Raw genomic sequence first — 19782 nt, 5'->3', positions numbered from 1 at the left:
AATATGTTAAATATTAAAAATGTGCATAAATCATTTGGCAATAATGAAATATTAAAAGGTGTCGACTTATCCATTGATAAGGGGGATGTTGTCGTCATCTTAGGTCCTAGTGGTTCTGGTAAAACGACTTTACTTCGTTGCCTTAACTTTTTAGAAAAGGCAGATCAAGGTCATGCTACTTTCGGAGAAATTGATGTAGATTTACATGATGCAAAGAAAAAAGATATTCATGCTATTCGCCAGAAAATTGCATTTGTCTTTCAAAACTACAACCTATTTAACAATAAAACTGCACTTGAAAACGTCATAGAAGGCCTTATTATTGGACGTAAAGTGCCAAAAAATGAAGCTATTGAAATCGGTAAAAAAGCTTTAAGTAAAGTTGGTCTTACCGACAAATATGATGCTTATCCAAGCCAACTATCAGGTGGACAACAACAACGAGTCGGTATTGCACGTGCAGTTGCTTTGAATCCTGATATTATTCTTTTTGATGAACCTACATCTGCTCTAGATCCAGAGCTTGTTGGTGAAGTACTTGCAGTTATGAAGAATATCGCCAATGAAGGCACAACAATGCTTGTAGTTACTCATGAGATGTCCTTTGCTAAAGATGTAGCTAACCGCGTTATCTTTATGGATGGTGGCGTTGTCGTTGAGGAAGGTAATCCTCATGAAATTTTCGTTAAACCTAAAGAAGAACGTACGAAGAAATTTTTAAAACGTGTGCTACCTGAAGATTATTCATTCTTTATTTAAATTAAAAAACGCCCACCTCTAAGTTTTATAAGAGGTGGGCGTTTTCTAATTTATTTACGTTTCCATAGTACTAACATCGAAATTGTAATCAATGTAAAACCGATAAAAGATAAAAATGGAATCGTTACAAAGCCAAACCAATTAATATATTGCCCTGAGCAAGGTACTCCATTTGTGCATGTACTGAACTCATGCATGGATGGTATCTTTTGTAATGCATAATGATAGCCAGAGAGAAGCATCCCAAAAGTCGACATTGGAAGCACATATTTATAAATCGCTTTATCATTCCTATAAAATGCCATCCCTAAGAAAAAGACAAGTGGGTACATTAATATCCGCTGATACCAACAAAGTGTACATGGGATAAAACCCATTTTTTCACTAAAAAACAAACTACCCATCATGGCTATAATCGACGTTATCCAGCCAAAGAGGAGTGCTTTATTTACCATTAGCAGTCGCCTCTTCTACCTTTCTCACAAAATCATCGTATGTTTTTCCAGTGAATTGTTTGCCATCAATATAGATAGTTGGTGTTGATTGGACACCGAGATTTTTTGCCATTTGCATATCTTTATCCCATGCTTCTTGTCCCGCATTTTCACCAAAAGCTTTCATTACCTTTTTAGTTTCTTTCTCAGTGGCTATTTCAGATAATGCTTCTTCTAAAAAGTCCTCAGTATATAAATCTACTTTTTCATAAGATAAATCTGTTGGTTGTTTACTGAACAGTAGCTCATGGAAAGCCCAAAACTTCTCATTTCCCAACTCTTTATAGACTGTTTCAGCAAATTGAGCAGATCGATTTGAATCAATATTTATAAAAGAATAATTCATAAAGTAAAACTTAGCTTTCCCTGTTTCAACAAAGTCTTTATAAATAACAGGGACCATTTGATCATTAAAATCTTTACAGTTTGGACATTTATAATCGCCGAATTCAATAATATCTACGGGTGCTGATGCTTCACCTAAAAACGGTTGCCCTTTATAATCAATTTCTGCCGATTTTTCTGCAGAATTCGTTAAAAAAATAATACCTACGATACAAACTACTACTATACCTACAAACCAAAATATTTTCTTAGACATTAATAAGCACTCCTAATCAAGACTACATTACGTAGTGTATTGGGGTAAAAAATTTACGCCAAGGCGTAAATAAATAAAGAACAAATAAAGCTAAAAACTACTAAAGAGATTACTAACATTTTCACTGGTAAATTCCATTGAATTTCTCTTAACGGATCTAAAATAAAGCCAATTCGATAGTTAACAGATGTATCTGCAAATGATGCATAAGAAAAAGGCATTTTTTCATACTTACTTACTTTTAACATCTTCAACAAGGCACTACCCAAGTGCACAGATGTCTGCTGTTTTTCAATAGCATATTCATCTGCTAGTAATTCTTTCATGATTTTATATTTCTGATTACACCAATCTAAAATCGGAATATACCACATTGTAGATGAACAGAGTTCCATTAAAAAGATTTTAAGTGGATCTCGATTTTCCTTATGGTACATCTCGTGTGAAATAACCGCTTCTAACTCTTCGTCAGATATAAGATTCATCAAACCTGTTGATAAGACGATCTTTGGTCTTATAAACCCAATAGTAAGTGCTAATGGTGTAGGATGAGAAATGACAAGCAATACCTCTTTACCTTGGCTATATATACAATTCATATTGAGTGTAAGCATATTCTCTCTATATTGCTTAAATCTCTTTTTCATACGAATAGCATGATAGAATTGAGATCCTATTTTCCATATAGTCAAAATCAGTGTATAGCCGACCAGTATATCAAGTATATAGTCCAGTGAAGACAATCCTGCTATCCTCATCCAGCTATGACAGACGGCTACAAGATTGTATTGAACAGTCCAACCAGCTATCTTTGCTACGAAATATAAACCCATTTCTAAAAAAATAATTCCCGAAATAATGAGTGATACGATGAGGGTGATAGACGAGTGACGTTTGTACATACGTTACATGTCCTTTTTCAGTTCTTTAATTTTTTTCTCAAGCATAGCTACAAGATCATCATCGACATCTTCTAATGCATCAAGCATATGGCTAACTACAACATTACCAAACTCGTCAATTAGCTCATTAGTCATTTCTTTAGATTGTGTATTCAAAAAGTCATCTCTCGAGAGAACTGGCTTATACAAAGACGATCTACCTTCTGTTCTCTTTTGAAGAATTCCCTTGTCTACTAATCGATTCATGACTGTCATGACTGTGTTAAAGTTCGTCAACTTTTCTTGATCAAGTGTTTGTTGAACATCTTTGATGGTCATTTCTACATCGTTCCATAAAATGTCCATAATCTTTGCTTCTAGAGGGCCAAAAAAACGATTTAACCCACTTTCGTTCATTTTGAATTTTCGAATCCTCACGACTTGTTCACCTCACATTACTCATTGTAGTGTTACGTCTATTTCCAGTCAAGAATTGTTAACCAAATACTATTTATTAACATCATTTATCATCTTTAATTATTAAATATATTATGAATTCATTAAATTTGAGGGTTCAAATAACATTCTTTAATTAGAAAACTGTTAAGATATGCGTATAGTTTTTCTATCATGGGCATCTTATGATTGGAGGTATCGTCATGACTCAACAAAATAACACAGCTATATGCGCCATCAAATATCATTTAGTAGAGCGGATTACAGGTTGGTTTGAACAAACAACACAACGTACTACTCACCACATACACTTGTATACCGATTCAGTTTCAACTGCCAAAAAAATCTTTAAGTTAGAACATGTTCATGACATGTCATATAAACCTTTCTCTAGTGGGTCCGGATTATTTTATTTGCATACAAACCAAGGAGTATTCATGTTCGAAATCGAAGTGGATCCAACTCAATTTATTCAAACGTACAAAAGAATACGTGGATGAAGATTTTTTTATAAGTAGCTAATAGTTCTTTTACCTCTGTGCTATTCCATCGCTCACTAGCCACTTTCTATTATCTTCTAATACTCTGATATAGCATTCAGGTGCATTGTAAGCATTCCTGATTTATAATGAAAGGTATGAAATGAATAGAGAGTATTAATTTGGGGTTAAAGAGAGGCGCATAAGTTGCGTCATGAGTAGGTGAAGAAGGGTTTTATGTTTAAAAATAAAAAAATAAAAATCCGTGTATCTGGATGGTCAGCACTTCTGATTTTGATATTTATATTAATTCTTGGACTTTTTTTAGTAGTGACTGTACCGCTCTTCGGATTTTTTGGTTTGTATAATTTATTGGCTAAGTATGATTTAGCATCTATACAAATTTACGAACAGTGGTATAGAAATGGATTATATTACGGATGGTTTTTAATATTGATTGCCGCAATGATGTTCTTGGTGGACTTCATAAATTTATTTGTCGTTGCGAGTTTTAATCTACTTTGGTCAAAACCGGTAGCAGTTATTAGTTATGCCATACAAACTACTGTTTGTGCTATCCTTTTTAAAAGTTTATTAGTAATGAGCTTTAGTCGAATTGATGTAACATGGACTGGTTCTATTATTATATTTGTACTTTTATATATTATTGTGGCCGTATTTAGTTATGAAAAACCAGAGCAAGCTAAAAAAAATGAGTGATGTAGTTAGAGCTTCTTTAATAGAAGCTCTTTTATTTTTAGAAACCTAACATATCCAAAGCTTGACTCAATCACTAAAATTTGATAAGATTTCAATCGTTCGGTAATTTTATCGTTTTTTAATTCGGTAAAGTTCGAACTTCATGTGAGTATAAACTTGTTTTTGAGCTTCTAACACTCGGTTAGGTGCTCTTTTTTTTCATTCATTTAAATAAAAAATCCGACAACCTGCCAATAACTTAGCGATGTCGGATTTTTCATATAAATACCTAAATAATTCACTAACTATAAAATGATTCACTGTGAACAATAATTTTATAAATTAAAACAGGCACTTCTAAGTTAGCTGTTTTAATCTAAAAATTATTAACCAATTTTGGGTAGATTTTGTCACCACCAGAAAGTTGGATATCTTCTTGTGCTTCTCATGTTATTTATTATGAGTGCGAAAATAACAATTATTAGTGAACCTATTAATACAGGAGTAATGATATAATGCCAGCTGTAGTTACCCAGCATTATTATAACTGGATTGGCTCCTGCTGGTGGATGTGTTGTCTTAGTAATCATAATAAGTGCTATAGCTAACGCTACTGCTAGAGCAATTGCCCAAGGCTCGTTACCAAAAAGGTTTAGTATAATGATACCAACTGCACTTGTTAATACATGACTTCCAATAATATTACGTGGCTGTGATAGTGGTCCGTTCCAAAAAGCAAAGGCTAATAAACAACTTGAACCAAAAGGTGCCATAAACCATAGCGTATTAGTCATTTTCGTTAGTTCAAGGAGAACAAAGATCGTGATATAACAACCAATTAAAGCTGTCAGTATATCTTTCCAATTTGTTTTCAGCGGTGAATTGCCTTTACCTCTCATTTTAGCGATGTACGATAGCGTTTTTGATTTTTGTTTTGGTGATGCATTTTGTGACACGTTGTTTCCCTCCTGATTTATTTACTTTACTACAACTAAGTGAATAATTAAGGAGTCTTAATATTTAAATTATATTGCTAGAAATGCTTTTACTAGTCACTAAAAAAGAAGTTATCCACTAAAGTGGATAACTTCTTTTTTATTAGTGATTAATATATAACTCAAATATTTCTCTGTAATCTTCTTTAACATATTGCTTTTTGTTTTGAAGAACCCAATCGTTAGCGAAGCGAGCAATTTGTTCAAATGATTGAGCCGGTGTTACTACATTACTCTCTACTTTGCCGATTGACTCTGCTGCATACGTTAAGCTGTTTTGAGCTATTTCAAAGTATTGTGTGTTGTTTTTCATTTCTACTGAAATTGCATGAAGTGCTTTATATAAATCTTTAATTTCTGTGTCGAATTTTTTGTGAATATCGATGGACATTGGAATATTGTTAATAGTGAATTTAATTTCGATATCTAGATCGATTGTGCCTGCAGTTTCTAACATAACATCTGTAATTGTGCTATGTTGATAGTCATAGCGCTTTAATAGACGCTTTTTACTAATCGCATTTTCACCGTCTACGTGTATCAGTGCTTTATTTGTGAAACAATATTCGTCTGCTTTCGTTTTGATTAGGAAGTAAACAACTTCACCTGATTCGTGTAGAACGAAATCGTCGGCTTCTGTTTTGTCGAAATTTTCTTTTGGTACGACAATCCCAATATCAGAAAGACCTAGTGCATCTGAGGCAAATTTTTTAAGCATATTTTGTTCCTCCACTAATGTTAAGATTTTATTCTATCTTCTCTATATACGAAGTAACATTAGGACAAGTTCCATTTCTGATCAAAAATTATTTAGAACGTTTCTTACGGCGATAAGATGGCCACTCATTCTCACTCGCTTTAAAGTTATAAACAGGCTTAATGATAGTTTTGACATCAACAGTATTACGGACATTTTCAAGAATTTCTTCCATTGGTTTATAAGCCATTGGCGCTTCATCAAGCGTTTCCTTATTAACTGATGATGTCCAAATACCAGCCATTGTTTTTTGATATTCTTCAAGATTTAAATTTTTATTCGCTTGAGTACGGCTCATAATACGCCCTGCACCGTGTGGGGCTGAATAGTTCCAATCTTCATTTCCCTGCCCATAGGCGATAATGGAGCCGTCACGCATATTAATAGGTATAATGAGCTGTTCCCCCTTTTGCGCAGAAATGGCACCTTTTCTTAAGATCATATTGTCAGTATCGATATAATTGTGAATAGAATCAAATTCTTCAACTAAATACTTTTCAAGATCTAAATGTTCAATAATAGAACGCGCAATTTGTCGACGATTTTCTTTTGCGTATTGCTGTGCAAGCTTCATATCATGGATATAATTTTGAAAATCTTCACCTTGTACATAAGCAAGTTCCTTTGGAATAAGTGGTGTTTCTTTTTGGTATTTCTTAAGGGCAGGTTGAATTTCTTGAAAGCGCCCTTGCTCTTTTAAAGCAGCTACTATTCCTGATACATCGCGGTGTTGTATTTTTTCATATGCTATCTTTTGATAATAAGTAGCTATTTTAGCACCTACTGAGCGGCTACCTGTATGAATGCATAGATACAGGTAGCCATCCTCATCTTGAGATACTTCGATAAAATGATTACCTCCACCTAATGTTCCGAGACTAAGCTTACTTCTTTCATCATTTAAAATATGAGAAGCTATAAATTGCTGTGCTTTAGGGAAGTTGCCTGTGACGTATCGAATACTGTCGTTATCATGTAAATTGGTGCCGGATGGAACATATTGTTTTACAGTATCATCAAGCTTTTGGAAGTCGATGTCGATTGGTGCAATCTTTGTCACATGTACTCCGCAGCCAACATCCACTCCTACTAGGTTTGGAACGACTTTATCTTTTAAGACGATAGTTGTACCAATGACACAACCTTTACCAGCATGATAATCAGGCATAATACGAATTTTCGCATCGTTTAAAAATTGTTGGTCGCATAATTCTTGAACTTGTTCTACTGCTTTGTCCTGTTTAATATGGGAAAATATTTTCGCATTTGTATACAAACCCTTTATTTCAATCAAATTAGTCATCTCCTTGTAATTTTTTCCGCCAGTGTAGTTTGGGCTATTTTAACATACTAGGTGAGTGTTTGAAATTATCATATGCAGTGAAAAATGAAAACGTATACTATACTTACGATATAACAATTAATACGGAGGAGGCTTTCTAATGAACACACAATGTATTTTATTAATAGATGATGAAGAGGATTTGGCAAATTTGCTACAAACAGTATTACATAAGGAAGGCTTTTCAAATGTGATAACGGCTGGAACAATTCGTGATGGCTGGGCTAAATTCCAGGAAGTAAAACCCGAATTAGTGCTACTAGATATTATGCTGCCTGACGGTGAAGGGTATGATTTATGCAAACAGATTCGTGAAATCTCAAATGTACCGATCTTATTTATGTCCGCGAAGGATGAAGAGATTGATAAGCTCTTAGGGCTCGCAATTGGTGGGGATGATTATATTACAAAACCATTTAGCCCTAAAGAAGTGGCTTATCGAGTGAAAGCACAACTACGACGAGCAAGCTTTTCGGAGGAAAAAACAGTTTTAAACAATATTACTGTAGGCCCTTTTGAAATGAATATGGACGGTACTGAATTGAAGAAAAATGGCACAATAATCGAGCTTACAGCAAAGGAGATTGGCTTAATGAATTGTTTTATCCATCATCCTAATCAAATCTTAAGTAAAGAAACACTTTTTGAAAGAGTTTGGGGAGAAGACTTTTTTGGTTCAGATAATACAGTCATGGTGCATATACGCCGGTTACGTGAAAAGATTGAGGATACTCCATCTAACCCAACATTTTTGATCACCGTTAAAGGTCTAGGCTATAAATTGAACAGTAAGGGGTGATGATAAAATGAAGTGGAGAATAACTGGACGTTTTTTATGGTCCGTTGTAATGATTGTTATTATTGTCGGTATCATCAATACTGTGCTATTAGTTGGACTACTCCTTTATCAAAGAAGTCATCTTGCTTTAAGCACTCCTGAAACCTCTTCTGAGGAATTCACACGTTCCTTCTCTCAATATGTCGAGATTAAAAATGGTTTACCTATTGTAAATGATGAAGGTGTAAAAGCATTGCAAGATAAGAATGCATGGGTTCAATTTTTAGATTCTAAAGGGAACCAAGTTGCTGCTTATGAGACACCAGATAATCTTGCCACGAGCTACTCCCCTGCTGAAGTCGTGCAAATGTATAAATATAAAGAAGTTGATAGCAATACGACTGTTTATATTAGTACAATGGACGATTTAGATTATTTTGTCGGTGTGAAGAATTACGGGGTTGGACGTTATGTTTTGAACTATGATTATAATCAATTTTTAAAATTTATTAACCTACTTTTAATAGCATTTTTAATAGTGGATGTGCTAGTCGCTTTGATCATCGGGTTGTTGTTCACACGACATTTAACGAAACCACTTCACATATTAATTGATTTTATCGGACAACTACGTAACCGCCAATTCAAAAAAATAAACGTACCAAATGGTGTGTATAAAGACGTTTTCCTCAATGTAAATGAACTCTCAATAAAATTAAGTGAACATGAGAAAGAGCGGAATCGCCTAGATCAAATGCGTGAAGAGTGGATTAGTAATGTATCACATGATATGAAAACTCCCCTTGCATCAATTCAAGGATATGCTGAACTGATGAAGGATGATGTTGATAATCTCACTGCTAGCGAAGTACAAGAATTCTCAACTATTATTGAGAAAAAATCTATTTATATGAAAGATCTACTTGATGATTTAAATTTAACGACTCGTTTACGTAATCAACAGCTACCTATGCACTTTGAAGATATTAATATAGTAAGCTTTATACGCGAACTGACGATTGAATTGTTGAATGACCCTCAATTTGGGGAACGTCAGGTAGAATTTGTTAGTAATGTGAATAAAATCGTGCATAAAGTGGATAAAAAATTACTAAAAAGGGCCATTTTGAACTTTATCTACAATGCACTTGTGCATAACGATGAAAATGTGTGTGTAACAATAAAAATTGATACCGATTATCCACAATGTGGACAAGTTGAAGATTCACAACCTACTCTTTATAAAACACGAATAATGATAACTGATAATGGTAGAGGTATTTCACCTGAAGATATTAAACAAGTATTTGATCGTTATTACCGGGGATCAAATACAAAAAACACACACGGTACCGGGCTAGGAATGGCAATTGCTCGTGATATTATTTTCGCTCACAACGGCGATCTGCGATTATCTAGTGTATTAAATGAAGGTACAACTATTACAATTTTACTTTAGAACCAGCGCATGCTGGTTTTTTATATTTCTTTTTTTCACATAACTAAATTATCATTTTTAAAACAATATTGGTATTTAAGGGAAATTAATATCAAATTAGTAATGTACCAAAAAACAGGACACGAGTTAATAATGCTAGTTTAAAAGATTCTTTTGTGGTGTAATAGCCACAACTCTAATCACTTCATCACTTGCAGCTTGAGCTCTGGCAGAAGAAAAGACAGAAGTAAAAGTAAGTGACGCTTAGCAGAATTGAAGCAATACTCCGATAATTTTTTTATGAAATAACATCTTACCAATATGACATAAAAAGCTAAGAGTAAATTTTAACTCTTAGCTTTTTCGTATTCCTAAGATTAATGTAAGTTTTATTAAAATTCCACCCCATCTTAATACATTAGTTGTTAGAGTCTATGAATCTAAATTACTATTTCAAATTAAATATATTGCCTTCCTTCTATTTGTCGAAAAATATTTTGTCTAACAATTCGAAAAAATATTGCTATTTTATTAAAACTATCGTTTAATTAGTTCTGCTTGAAAAAAATTATTGTAAAGGAATGTGGTTAATTGAACAGATTTTTTCGTGGTGCAATAGCAACAGCTCTAATTGCATCATCACTTGCGGCTTGTACACCAGCAGACAAAAAGACAGAGGTAAAAGAAAATGGGGATTTAGCAGCAGTAAAGCAATACTCCGATAATTATTTATCAAAAGTAAGTGCTGATTATTCATTTGATTTCGCCAAAAGTCTTGAAGAATTTAAAACAAATGAAAAGCTAGGATATCGTACTGCAGGCTCTGAAGCAGAACTAAAAACTGGCGAAAAAATTGCAGATGAAATGAAGAAAATTGGGCTTACCGACGTATCAAAAGATGAATTTACAGTTGATAGCTGGACATTCGAAAAAGCAGATATGACATTCAATACAGTTGATGGTAAAGAAAAATTAGCTGTTTTAGGGGCATATCAAACAAATTTTGATACAAAGGGGACGAAAGAATTTGATGTTGTTTATGCAAATCGTGGAACATCAGATGATTTGAAAAACCTTGATATTAAAGGCAAGCTCGTACTTATAGATGTAAACCAACGAGAAGATTGGTGGGTTAACTACCCAGCCTATCAAGCTCATTTAAAAGGGGCAGCTGCAGTTATAGCCGTGCAAAGTGAAGGTTATAGCGAAGTAGATGGCGACGCTTTAAATGCACAGGATATTTGTGGACCTGATGATGCGCCTGCATTTTCTATGTCTCAAAATGATGCGAAAGAGTTAAAAAAATCACTAAAAGCAAATAACAATAAACTTACTGTTAACTTTGATGCCAAATCTACAGTTAAATTCGATCAACCAACATACAATTACTATGGGAAAATCGAAGGTAAAGATCCAGAATCATATATCATCCTTTCAGCACATTATGATTCTTACTTTGACGGTTTCCAAGATGATAATGCTGCGATTGCCCTAATGATGGGCGTAGCGAAAGGTCTAGTAGACAGTGGCTATAAACCTGAGAAAACAATTATATTTAATGCATTGGCTGCCGAAGAATGGGGCGTTTCAAATACGCGTTATGACTGGTCTACTGGTGCTTACAATCAAATTTTCCGCATCCATCCAGAATGGGTTGGAAAAGCATTTGCAGACATGAACTTCGAGCTTCCAGCTTATGAGCATACAACGACAAATGAAATTCGAGCAGATTATGAGTTGAAAAACTTCTTAACTAAATTCACGAAGTCTGTACCATCAGTTGATGGTGTATATAAAGACGGTATTTCTGTTGTATCACCATTACGCACTTGGTCGGATGATTTTTCATTCTCTATTGCAGGTGTTCCATCATTACGAAATGATTTCCAAGATAGCGAATTCATGCATTCACATTATCATACACAGTACGATAATGAAGATACTTATAACGGTCAAGCTTTAGAATTCCATTTAAATTTATATGGTCTACTAGCTATGCATTATGACCAAACAGCTGTAACACCTCTTGATTTCACAACAAGATTAGATGCATTAGCTAAATCTGTTAAATCTGATGTCTTTAAATCTGCAAATGTTTCTTCAAACGAATTAACAGCAGCTATTGAAGAAACGGCTAAAACAGCTAAAGAGATTAATGCTCAAGTTGAAAAAATTAATGCTGATTATACAAAAGCATTAGTAGCTGGTGACGAAAAAGTAGTGAAAAAGCTTTATGATGACAGTCGCTCTTTAAATAGTAGTTTGTTAGCTACTTATAAATATGCTCAAGATCAATTCGTACGTTTAACTTGGGAAGACGAACCAATTTTCCCTCACGAACACGCACAAAATAATATCCCTAACTTACAAGGAGCAATCAAAGCACTTGAAAAAGGTGATGCGGGTAAAGCACTAGATGATTATTTATGGTTAATTGATAATAACTGGTACACTTATGATTTTGACAAAGAGGTATTCGATTACTTCACAGATTATGTATTGGATCAACCTGCAGATCGTTTAATGTGGGGTGCAGGTCGTATTATGGGTCACGAAGACTTATATGACACAGTAGCATCATTGAAAAAGAAACGTGACCAAAAGAATGCTGATGTTTCTAAAGAAATATCAACTCTAAATGCAGCTCTTGAAAGACAAGAAAAATTACTAAAGACATCTGTTCAAGATGAAGTGAAAAGTGTTAAAGAGTTAAATGCACAACTTGATAAAATGAAATAATGACAACAAAATAGCTCTCTAACAGCCTGTTATCTTTCAACAATAGGTTCTATGGAGCTAAAAATGAGTCATCTTTAAAACACCTTCCAGTTAGTTTGGTATATCTAAACCAAGCTTCTAACTAGAAGGTGTTTTATTTTGCCCGTTGAGGCTATTTATCAATAACATTTGTTTTTTGTTATCCATATTACCTTGTAATTTAAAAAAGTGTAGATACCATCCCATATATCAATGCAATACAAATAACAAAAGCCGGATGAATTTTAATCTTTTCAAGTAACAAGTAAGAGCCAATCATTATTATTAATGTTGATATCCAACCTATACTTAACCAAGCATCTTTTGCGAAATCGAAAGTCATCACTAATAATAATACGGCTATGATTGGGCGAATATATTTCGTTAAATTTTTAACGTATGGTGATTCTTTGTATTTCATTAAGACACTTAACAACGCTATCATGAGGAGCAAAGAAGGTGCAACTGTAGCAAAAACTGCAACAATAATGCCTAAAATACCTCCTTGGTCATATCCAACAAAGCCAGCCATTTTTGTTGCTATTGGCCCTGGTAATGCATTGCCCGCTGCGACCATTTCTGAAAATTCTTGATTGGTCATCCATTCATAGTGCTCAACTACCTCTTGCTGAACGAGCGGAATAGAAGAAGGACCCCCTCCATAACCTAAAATACCAGGAATAAAAAATGCCATAAAAATATTCCAATAAATCATTTATTATTCCTCCTTTTTACTAGAGGAGCAAAGACGATTATAAAGACCGACAAGATGACAAAAGCCGGGTGTATATTTAATAAAGACATTGCAATGAATGAAAGCAAAAGAATAATGAGTGTTTTCTTCCACCCCATAGATTCGCCAGACTTTTTAACGAAATCTAGAGCCAATATACCAAGCATTACAGCTACTACTGGTACAACCGCCGAAGCCATTGCCTGAACGGCAGGTATATCTTTATTCGTTTGTAATAAAAATAGCAATATAATCATTAATACAATTGTTGGGACTACGCTGACTAAAATTGCATTAATTGCACCTACCACTCCAGCTACTCTATATCCTATATAGCCAGCCATTTTTGTACCAATTGGACCCGGCATAGTGTTAGCAAGTGCTACTACGTCACTAAACTCATCATCTTCCATCCACTTATACTTTTTCACCACTTCTTGATGAACAAGAGGAATAGCAGATGGTCCACCGCCAAATCCTAGCATACCTACTCTAAAAAATGCGGATGCAATCTCTCCATGTAGTCGCAAAATAGGGCGTTCACTTTGGGACTTCACTTCATTTTTTTTTACCAAGTAGCAATAGCTCCATCTGTTCGTGATTCTGTTCCACCCTGTAATACGCCCGTTTCAGGATCCCTCCAAATAATTTGTCCACGGCCAAAACTTCCACCGTCTGACATCACTTGCACATTATGACCTTTTCGTATAAGTGATTGAGCAATGTAGTTCGGGAACTCTGGTTCAACATGCACAGTTTTCCCTCCAACCCACTGCCAACGTGGCATATCTAATGTGGCTTGTGGATTTAATTGATGATCAACTGTGTTAGCTACGACTTGGAAATGGCCCTGTGGTTGCATATATCCTCCCATCACGCCAAATGGTCCGATTGCTTGCCCTTCTTTTGTTAAAAATCCCGGAATAATTGTATGATATGTACGTTTTCCTGGCTTAAGAATATTTGGATGTTCTTTTTCCAATGAAAAATCATGCCCACGATTTTGTAATGCAATTCCCGTATCGGGAATCACAATTCCTGAACCAAAACCCATATAGTTACTTTGAATATATGAAATCATGTTTCCTTCTTCATCAGCTGCAGCTAGATAGACAGTCCCACCTTTAGGTAATTCATACGGTTCCGGATTAATGGCTTGCTTACCTATTAACGCCGCGCGTTTTGTAGCATATTCATCTGACAATAAATGCTGTACATCTATTGGCATTTCATCAACTTCTGTCACGAATGCCTTTCCATCAGTAAATGCTAGTTTCATAGCTTCAATTTGTCGATGAATCGTTTCAGCATCTTGCCACTTAGAATCTCCAGTCTGTTTGAAAATGTTTAAAGCCATTAGTGCAATTAATCCTTGACCATTCGGGGGAATTTCCCACACATCATACCCATTATAAGTAGTAGAAATTGGATCTACCCATTCCACTTTATAATCAGCTAAATCTTCTTTCGATAAATAGCCACCATGTTGTTTCATAAATGCATCCATTTTCTCTGCTAATTCTCCATGGTAAAAAGCATGTCCATCGGTTTCTGCTATTTGTCTTAAAGTTGAAGCATGGCCAGGAGATGACCACATCTCTCCGATGTGCGGTGCACGATCATTAGGAGCAAATGTATCAAACCAACTAGTAAACTCCTCGGATGTACATGTTTCCTTGAATTTACGATATGCAGAATCCCAAAACTTTCCTAATATCGGTGAAACAGGATATCCCTCTTCAGCATATCGGATAGCAGGTTCAAGTACTTCTTTAAACGATAGCTTACCAAATTTTTTAGAAAGCTCTACCCAACCGGCTGGTACACCAGGAACTGTAACTGGTAATACGCCATATGTAGGGATCTTTTCATACCCTTTTTCCCGTAATTTCTCAACTGAGATTGACTTTGGAGCAGGCCCCGATGCATTTAGACCATGTAGTTGATCCTTAGTCCAAACTAATGCGAAGGCATCTCCACCAATACCATTTGAAGTTGGTTCTACAACTGTTAATGCAGCCGCTGTTGCAATAGCAGCATCAATTGCATTCCCGCCTTTTTGTAAGATTTCTAGTCCTGCTTGAGCAGCTAATGGTTGTGAAGTTGCCACCATACCTTTTCTGCCAAATACAGTATGACGTTTTCCCGTGAACGGGTGAAATAAATGATCCATTTTTATACCTCTCCTGACACAATACTAGTCCCAGCATAATGACATGCTACGAAGTGACCGCTTGTATATTCTTCCCACTGTGGTTTTTCTGTTTTACAAATATCTTTTACTACCGGACATCTTGTATGGAATGGACAACCTGTCGGTGGATTTGCTGGATTTGGCAAATCTCCTTGAAGTCGTACCCGTTGAACTTTAGTGTTGACAGATGGTCTTGGAATCGCAGATAATAACGCCTGAGTATATGGATGAAGAGGTTCTTTAAAAAGTTCCTCAACTTCTGCCAACTCAACTGTATTCCCTAAATACATTACAAGTACACGATTGCAAAAGTATCGAACTACACCTAAATCATGTGAAATGAACATATAGGATAAGTGATATTTTTCTTGTAATGTCTTCAATAACTTTAGTACTTGCGCTTGTACTGATACATCTAAGGCTGATACCGCTTCATCACAAATAATAAAAGAGGGATTAAGAGCAATTGCCCTTGCAATGCCAATCCTTTGGCGCTGCCCGCCACTAAATTCATGTGGATATCTGTCATAGTGCTCTTCTTTTAAGCCTACTTCTCCTAATAACTTAAGAACTGCTTCTTTACGTTCTCTTGCCCCCATGTTTGTATGAATTGAAAATACTTCACTTAGTGCATCTCCAACTCGTTGTCTCGGGTCCAAAGAAGCAAAGGGATCTTGGAAAATCATTTGCATTTCCTTAACAAACCTTAGCTTTTCTTTTCTCTTGAGATCTTGTATCTCTTCATCGCGAAAACTAATTTTACCTTCAGTTAAAGGCTCTAAGCCTAGTATTGCTCTGCCTAATGTTGATTTTCCACATCCTGACTCGCCTACTACGCCTAAACTCTCGCCTTCATATAATTCTAAATTTACCGATTCTACAGCTTTGACATGATTTTGTACACGTCTTAATAATCCACTTTTAATAGGAAAATATTTTTTTACACCATTCAATTTAAGAATTATTTTACGCTTTTGCAACTCCAATTGCTCTACCATTATTACTCGCCTCCTCTTCGACCAACCAACAGCTTACATTATGATCATTTCCAATTTCAAATTCAGTAGGTGCTGTGATTCTACACTGCTCTGTAGCGAATTGACATCTTGGATGGAATCTACAACCTGAAATCTGCTCTGTTAAACTTGGTAACGATCCAGGTATTGGTTCTAACTCAAACTCAGGGTCATCAACATTGGGCACGGAGTTTAACAAGCCTATTGTATATGGATGACGAGGTTGATTAAATATTTCTTCTACTGATCCTTCTTCAATTTTCTTTCCTCCATACATAACCATCACTCGATCCGCAACTTCTGCCACAACACCCATATCATGGGTAATAAACATAACGCCCATATCTAATTTTTCTTTAAGCGAATTGATTAAATCGAGAATTTGAGCTTGTATAGTCACATCTAAGGCAGTAGTTGGCTCATCAGCAATGAGTAAACCAGGGTTTCCAGCTAAGGCAAGTGCAATCATGACACGTTGTCTCATTCCACCACTTAATTCATGTGGATATTGCTTCATCCGTTTTTCAGGGTATGGAATACCTACTTGTTTTAATAACTCTATTCCTTGTATATTAGCTTGCTTTTTATTTACTTTGTGATGCAACATGAAAGGTTCTCTTAATTGGTAACCTATTGTTAATACAGGATTCAATGCGGTCATAGGTTCTTGGAATATCATTGAAATTTTTGATCCACGCAATTTTCTCTTTTCTTCAGCATTTAATGCATGGATAGCTTGATTTTCATATTTAATCTCACCACCTGAAATTATACCGTTATTTGGAAGTAACCCCATGATAGATAAAGATGTTATACTTTTGCCACAACCTGATTCTCCTACAATACAAAGTGTTTCTCCCTTTTTAACAAAAAAGGAGACATCCCGCACAGCTTGAACATTCCCATCAGCTGTACGGAATTCAGTAATTAAGTTATTCACTTCCAACAATGTCTCCCTCATAAATTACCCTACTTTCTTTTCACATCTTTTAATAACCATTTTCCATTAGGTTCTAATATTAATCCCTCATATTTATTGTTCATTGCCGCTGTCACAACACCATGATACATAACGACTACAGCGTTATCCTCTAACAATAAACCATTTGCTTGATTAAGATATTCTAATCGCTTATCTTGGTCAATCGTTTCTCGAGAAGCATCTACAAGTTCATCGAATTTCTTATTACTATATTTTGTACGATTGGATTCTTTAATATTATCGCTATGCAGATTTGGATATAACATTTCAGACCCATCTTGTGTTAAGTTAGCCCAGCTTAAGAAAGTAATATCGTATTCTCCTGCTCTAGCAGTATCTAAGAAAGCTGCCCATTCCATAGTTTCTATTTGAACTTTAAAACCCGCTTCTGTTAATTGCGCTTGTACAATCTCAGCCATTAAAATAAAGTTTGCTCTGTTTGCTGTTAAAAGTTTAATTGGACGATTTGAATATCCATTTTTATCTACTAATGATTTTGCTAGCTCAGGGTCATAGGCTTGTCCAGCGGAATCCTTGTCCTTTTCATATCCAAAAATCTCTGGTCCTAAAACACTGTCACTGCGTACGCCTAGACCATTTAATTTTGATACAAACGCATCACGATCAATCGCGGCTGCTATTGCTTTTCGCAACTCAGGATCTTGATTTTCTTTAATAGAATGATTAACAGTTAGGTAATAAATTGAACTGCCATTTTTCTTTGTTACATCAATATTTTTTAGAGAATCAATACGACTAATTTGTTCACTTGGCAAATTATCAATAAAGTCAACTTCACCTGTTTGTAACATAGATATAGCTGTTGAGACCTCAGGCACTACCTTGAAAACTAGTTGTTGAATTGCTGGTGTACCATCACGGTATTCATCATTAGCCTCTAAAACTACTTCATCGCCTGGCGTATAACTTACAAACTTAAATGGCCCTGTACCTACAGGTTCTTTCATTAAATCTTGTTTTTTATCAGCGGTAGGGCTCACTATAGCAGCATTTGTATGAGCTAAAGAAGCTAAGAATGGGCCATATGGGTACTTCGTTTTAATTTTAATCTCATATTCATTAATTACATTAATTTCATCTACTGGTTCTAGTAGAGATGCACGAGGAGCAGCAGTTGCTGGATCACGCAATTTATCGAATGTATACTTTACTGCTTCTGCATTGAAAGGTGTACCATCATGAAACTTTACATCTTTTCGAAGTTTAATCATCCAAGTATTTTCATCTGTATTTTCATAAGACTCTGCTAATTTTGGTGTGATTTCTCCAGTTTCAGAATTGCGGTTAAATAACGTTTCATAAACATGCTCTTGCACGTTTGCTGATATAGAATCATTTGTTAAAATCGGAGATAGACCAGCGACATCAGCGGTAGAAGCGTACACAAACTTATCAATTGATCCATCTGCATTAGCCCCCCCTGATGGAGCTGAACTGGATTTTCCACATGCTGCTAAAATAATAGACATTAGTAGTAAAAGTAAAAACACTAGATTTTGTTTCATTTCTTTTCCTCCCCATAACTTAATGAATATCCATATTCGGATCAAGCGCATCACGCAATCCGTCACCAACAACATTAAATGCAAAAACGGTTAACATTATAGCTATTCCTGGGACAATAGTTAAATGTGGCGAAGTCCACATAAAAGCTTGTCCTTGAGCAATCATTGCCCCCCATTCAGGACTAGGTGGCTGAGCACCAAGACCTAAATAACTTAGTGAAGCGGTAGATAAAATGGCTGTAGCCATTCGCATTGTTGCAAATACAATAATTGGCGCGAATGAGTTCGGTAAAATATGTTTAAATATTATTCTAAAATCGGATGCTCCAAGAGACCGCATAGCCATAATATATTCTTTTTCTTTTATAGAAAGGGCAGACCCTCTGACAATACGCGCACATGCAGGAATAGACCAGACACTAATCGCAATCGTAACTGTCACTAGACTTGCTCCTAACATAGCAATAATTAACATTGCTAATAGTGTTCCGGGAAAAGCAAATAATAGGTCAACAATTCTCATAAGGAATCCATCTAACTTTTTGTAATATCCTGCCAATAAACCTAGTATCAATCCTCCTACCAAGCCTAGTGACACGGATGAAATAGCTACTAATAATGAAATTCGAACACCGTATACAATTCTTGACCAAACATCTCGACCATAGTTATCAGTTCCTAACCAATGACCTTCTGAAAAAATAGGTAATTCGCTTTGTGCAAGATTCTGCTTAATCGGATCATGCCATGTAACCATTGGAGCAAATATCGCCATTAAAATTTGTACTATAATAATTAGTAATCCTATAACTGCTAGTTTATTTTTCAATAATCTTTTAGTTAAAGAAATAAAATTACTTTCCATCTTTTTAGGCTTAGTTACTTGCTCTTCCAT

Annotated in this window: 20 protein-coding genes; 6 read left to right on the top strand and 14 right to left on the bottom strand. The window is 35.3% G+C overall.

Annotation, left to right across the window (positions count from 1 at the left end; translation table 11 throughout):
- The first annotated feature begins 3 nt into the window (after positions 1–3).
- Positions 4–759 (top strand): amino acid ABC transporter ATP-binding protein, encoded by a 756-nt coding sequence (locus tag BK137_RS09215; protein ID WP_038180666.1) that lies wholly within the window; start codon positions 4–6, stop codon positions 757–759.
- 50 nt (positions 760–809) lie between these two features.
- Here BK137_RS09215 and BK137_RS09210 read toward each other — a convergent pair whose 3' ends face one another.
- The 4 genes from BK137_RS09210 to BK137_RS09195 are packed head-to-tail and all read right to left on the bottom strand — an operon-like array spanning position 810 to position 3173.
- Positions 810–1214: a disulfide oxidoreductase gene (locus tag BK137_RS09210; RefSeq protein WP_038180669.1), complete on the bottom strand. Its 405-nt coding sequence runs from the start codon at positions 1212–1214 to the stop codon at positions 810–812.
- The gene (locus tag BK137_RS09205) at positions 1204–1854 is read right to left on the bottom strand and encodes a DsbA family protein (RefSeq protein WP_038180672.1); all 651 of its coding nucleotides are present in this window, start codon (positions 1852–1854) and stop codon (positions 1204–1206) included. The genes BK137_RS09210 and BK137_RS09205 overlap by 11 nt, the downstream gene beginning before the upstream one ends.
- Before the next feature lie 53 nt (positions 1855–1907).
- Positions 1908–2756 carry a M56 family metallopeptidase gene (locus tag BK137_RS09200; RefSeq protein ID WP_038180674.1) on the bottom strand — a complete coding sequence of 283 codons (849 nt, stop codon included), beginning with the start codon at positions 2754–2756 and terminating at the stop codon, positions 1908–1910.
- Between the two features lie 3 nt (positions 2757–2759).
- Entirely contained in the window at positions 2760–3173 is a 414-nt protein-coding gene (locus tag BK137_RS09195; protein ID WP_038180676.1) for a BlaI/MecI/CopY family transcriptional regulator, read from the bottom strand.
- 221 nt (positions 3174–3394) lie between these two features.
- On the opposite strand from BK137_RS09195, the gene BK137_RS09190 reads away from it, so the two are divergent.
- Both BK137_RS09190 and BK137_RS09185 read left to right on the top strand, forming a co-directional pair.
- The gene (locus BK137_RS09190) at positions 3395–3691 is read left to right on the top strand and encodes a hypothetical protein (protein WP_038180679.1); all 297 of its coding nucleotides are present in this window, start codon (positions 3395–3397) and stop codon (positions 3689–3691) included.
- A gap of 216 nt (positions 3692–3907) precedes the next feature.
- Positions 3908–4390: a SepA family multidrug efflux transporter gene (locus BK137_RS09185; RefSeq protein ID WP_038180682.1), complete on the top strand. Its 483-nt coding sequence runs from the start codon at positions 3908–3910 to the stop codon at positions 4388–4390.
- A 389-nt stretch (positions 4391–4779) separates the two neighbouring features.
- Here the strand turns inward: BK137_RS09185 and BK137_RS09180 are convergent, their stop codons facing one another.
- The 3 genes from BK137_RS09180 to BK137_RS09170 all read right to left on the bottom strand — a co-directional run bounded on the left by BK137_RS09180 (position 4780) and on the right by BK137_RS09170 (position 7415).
- On the bottom strand, positions 4780–5325 hold the full coding sequence (locus BK137_RS09180; RefSeq protein ID WP_038180684.1) for an HPP family protein: 546 nt from the start codon (positions 5323–5325) through the stop codon (positions 4780–4782).
- Between the two features lie 142 nt (positions 5326–5467).
- Positions 5468–6082 (bottom strand): PH domain-containing protein, encoded by a 615-nt coding sequence (locus BK137_RS09175; RefSeq protein ID WP_038180686.1) that lies wholly within the window; start codon positions 6080–6082, stop codon positions 5468–5470.
- Between the two features lie 88 nt (positions 6083–6170).
- Positions 6171–7415, bottom strand: coding sequence for an RNA-splicing ligase RtcB (locus BK137_RS09170; protein ID WP_038180688.1), 1245 nt, complete (start codon positions 7413–7415; stop codon positions 6171–6173).
- A 148-nt stretch (positions 7416–7563) separates the two neighbouring features.
- Here BK137_RS09170 and BK137_RS09165 point away from each other — a divergent pair, with 148 nt between their 5' ends.
- The 3 genes from BK137_RS09165 (at position 7564) to BK137_RS09155 (ending at position 12418) form a co-directional block, all read left to right on the top strand.
- The gene (locus BK137_RS09165) at positions 7564–8262 is read left to right on the top strand and encodes a response regulator transcription factor (RefSeq protein WP_038180691.1); all 699 of its coding nucleotides are present in this window, start codon (positions 7564–7566) and stop codon (positions 8260–8262) included.
- Positions 8263–8269: 7 nt separating this feature from the next.
- Entirely contained in the window at positions 8270–9700 is a 1431-nt protein-coding gene (locus BK137_RS09160; RefSeq protein ID WP_038180693.1) for a sensor histidine kinase, read from the top strand.
- Positions 9701–10270: 570 nt separating this feature from the next.
- Complete coding sequence (locus BK137_RS09155) at positions 10271–12418, top strand: M28 family peptidase (protein WP_051448593.1); 2148 nt, start codon at positions 10271–10273, stop codon at positions 12416–12418.
- Between the two features lie 199 nt (positions 12419–12617).
- On the opposite strand, the gene BK137_RS09150 is transcribed toward BK137_RS09155, so the two are convergent.
- Genes BK137_RS09150 through BK137_RS09120 form a run of 7 tightly spaced genes read right to left on the bottom strand, consistent with a single transcriptional unit; the run spans position 12618 to position 19782 of the window.
- Positions 12618–13151, bottom strand: a complete 534-nt coding sequence (locus tag BK137_RS09150) for a chromate transporter (protein ID WP_038180695.1) — start codon at positions 13149–13151, stop codon at positions 12618–12620.
- A complete protein-coding gene (locus BK137_RS09145; protein ID WP_076034216.1) occupies positions 13148–13744 on the bottom strand; it encodes a chromate transporter in 597 nt (198 codons plus the stop codon). The genes BK137_RS09150 and BK137_RS09145 overlap by 4 nt, the downstream gene beginning before the upstream one ends.
- Complete coding sequence (locus BK137_RS09140; RefSeq protein ID WP_038180698.1) at positions 13738–15342, bottom strand: gamma-glutamyltransferase family protein; 1605 nt, start codon at positions 15340–15342, stop codon at positions 13738–13740. Before BK137_RS09140 ends, BK137_RS09145 begins: the two co-directional genes overlap by 7 nt.
- Before the next feature lie 2 nt (positions 15343–15344).
- On the bottom strand, positions 15345–16361 hold the full coding sequence (locus BK137_RS09135) for an ABC transporter ATP-binding protein (RefSeq protein ID WP_038180709.1): 1017 nt from the start codon (positions 16359–16361) through the stop codon (positions 15345–15347).
- Positions 16330–17340, bottom strand: a complete 1011-nt coding sequence (locus BK137_RS09130; protein ID WP_038180712.1) for an ABC transporter ATP-binding protein — start codon at positions 17338–17340, stop codon at positions 16330–16332. The genes BK137_RS09135 and BK137_RS09130 overlap by 32 nt, the downstream gene beginning before the upstream one ends.
- An 8-nt stretch (positions 17341–17348) precedes the next feature.
- On the bottom strand, positions 17349–18887 hold the full coding sequence (locus tag BK137_RS09125) for an ABC transporter substrate-binding protein (RefSeq protein WP_038180715.1): 1539 nt from the start codon (positions 18885–18887) through the stop codon (positions 17349–17351).
- Between the two features lie 19 nt (positions 18888–18906).
- Complete coding sequence (locus BK137_RS09120; RefSeq protein WP_412104678.1) at positions 18907–19782, bottom strand: ABC transporter permease; 876 nt, start codon at positions 19780–19782, stop codon at positions 18907–18909.

Origin of the sequence: Viridibacillus arenosi, from assembly GCF_001955655.1 — a bacterium.
In the GTDB taxonomy this organism is placed as follows: Bacteria; Bacillota; Bacilli; order Bacillales_A; family Planococcaceae; genus Viridibacillus; species Viridibacillus arenosi.
The sequence above is the reverse complement of the archived record's forward strand: the minus strand, read 5'-3'. Positions and strand labels throughout refer to the sequence as shown.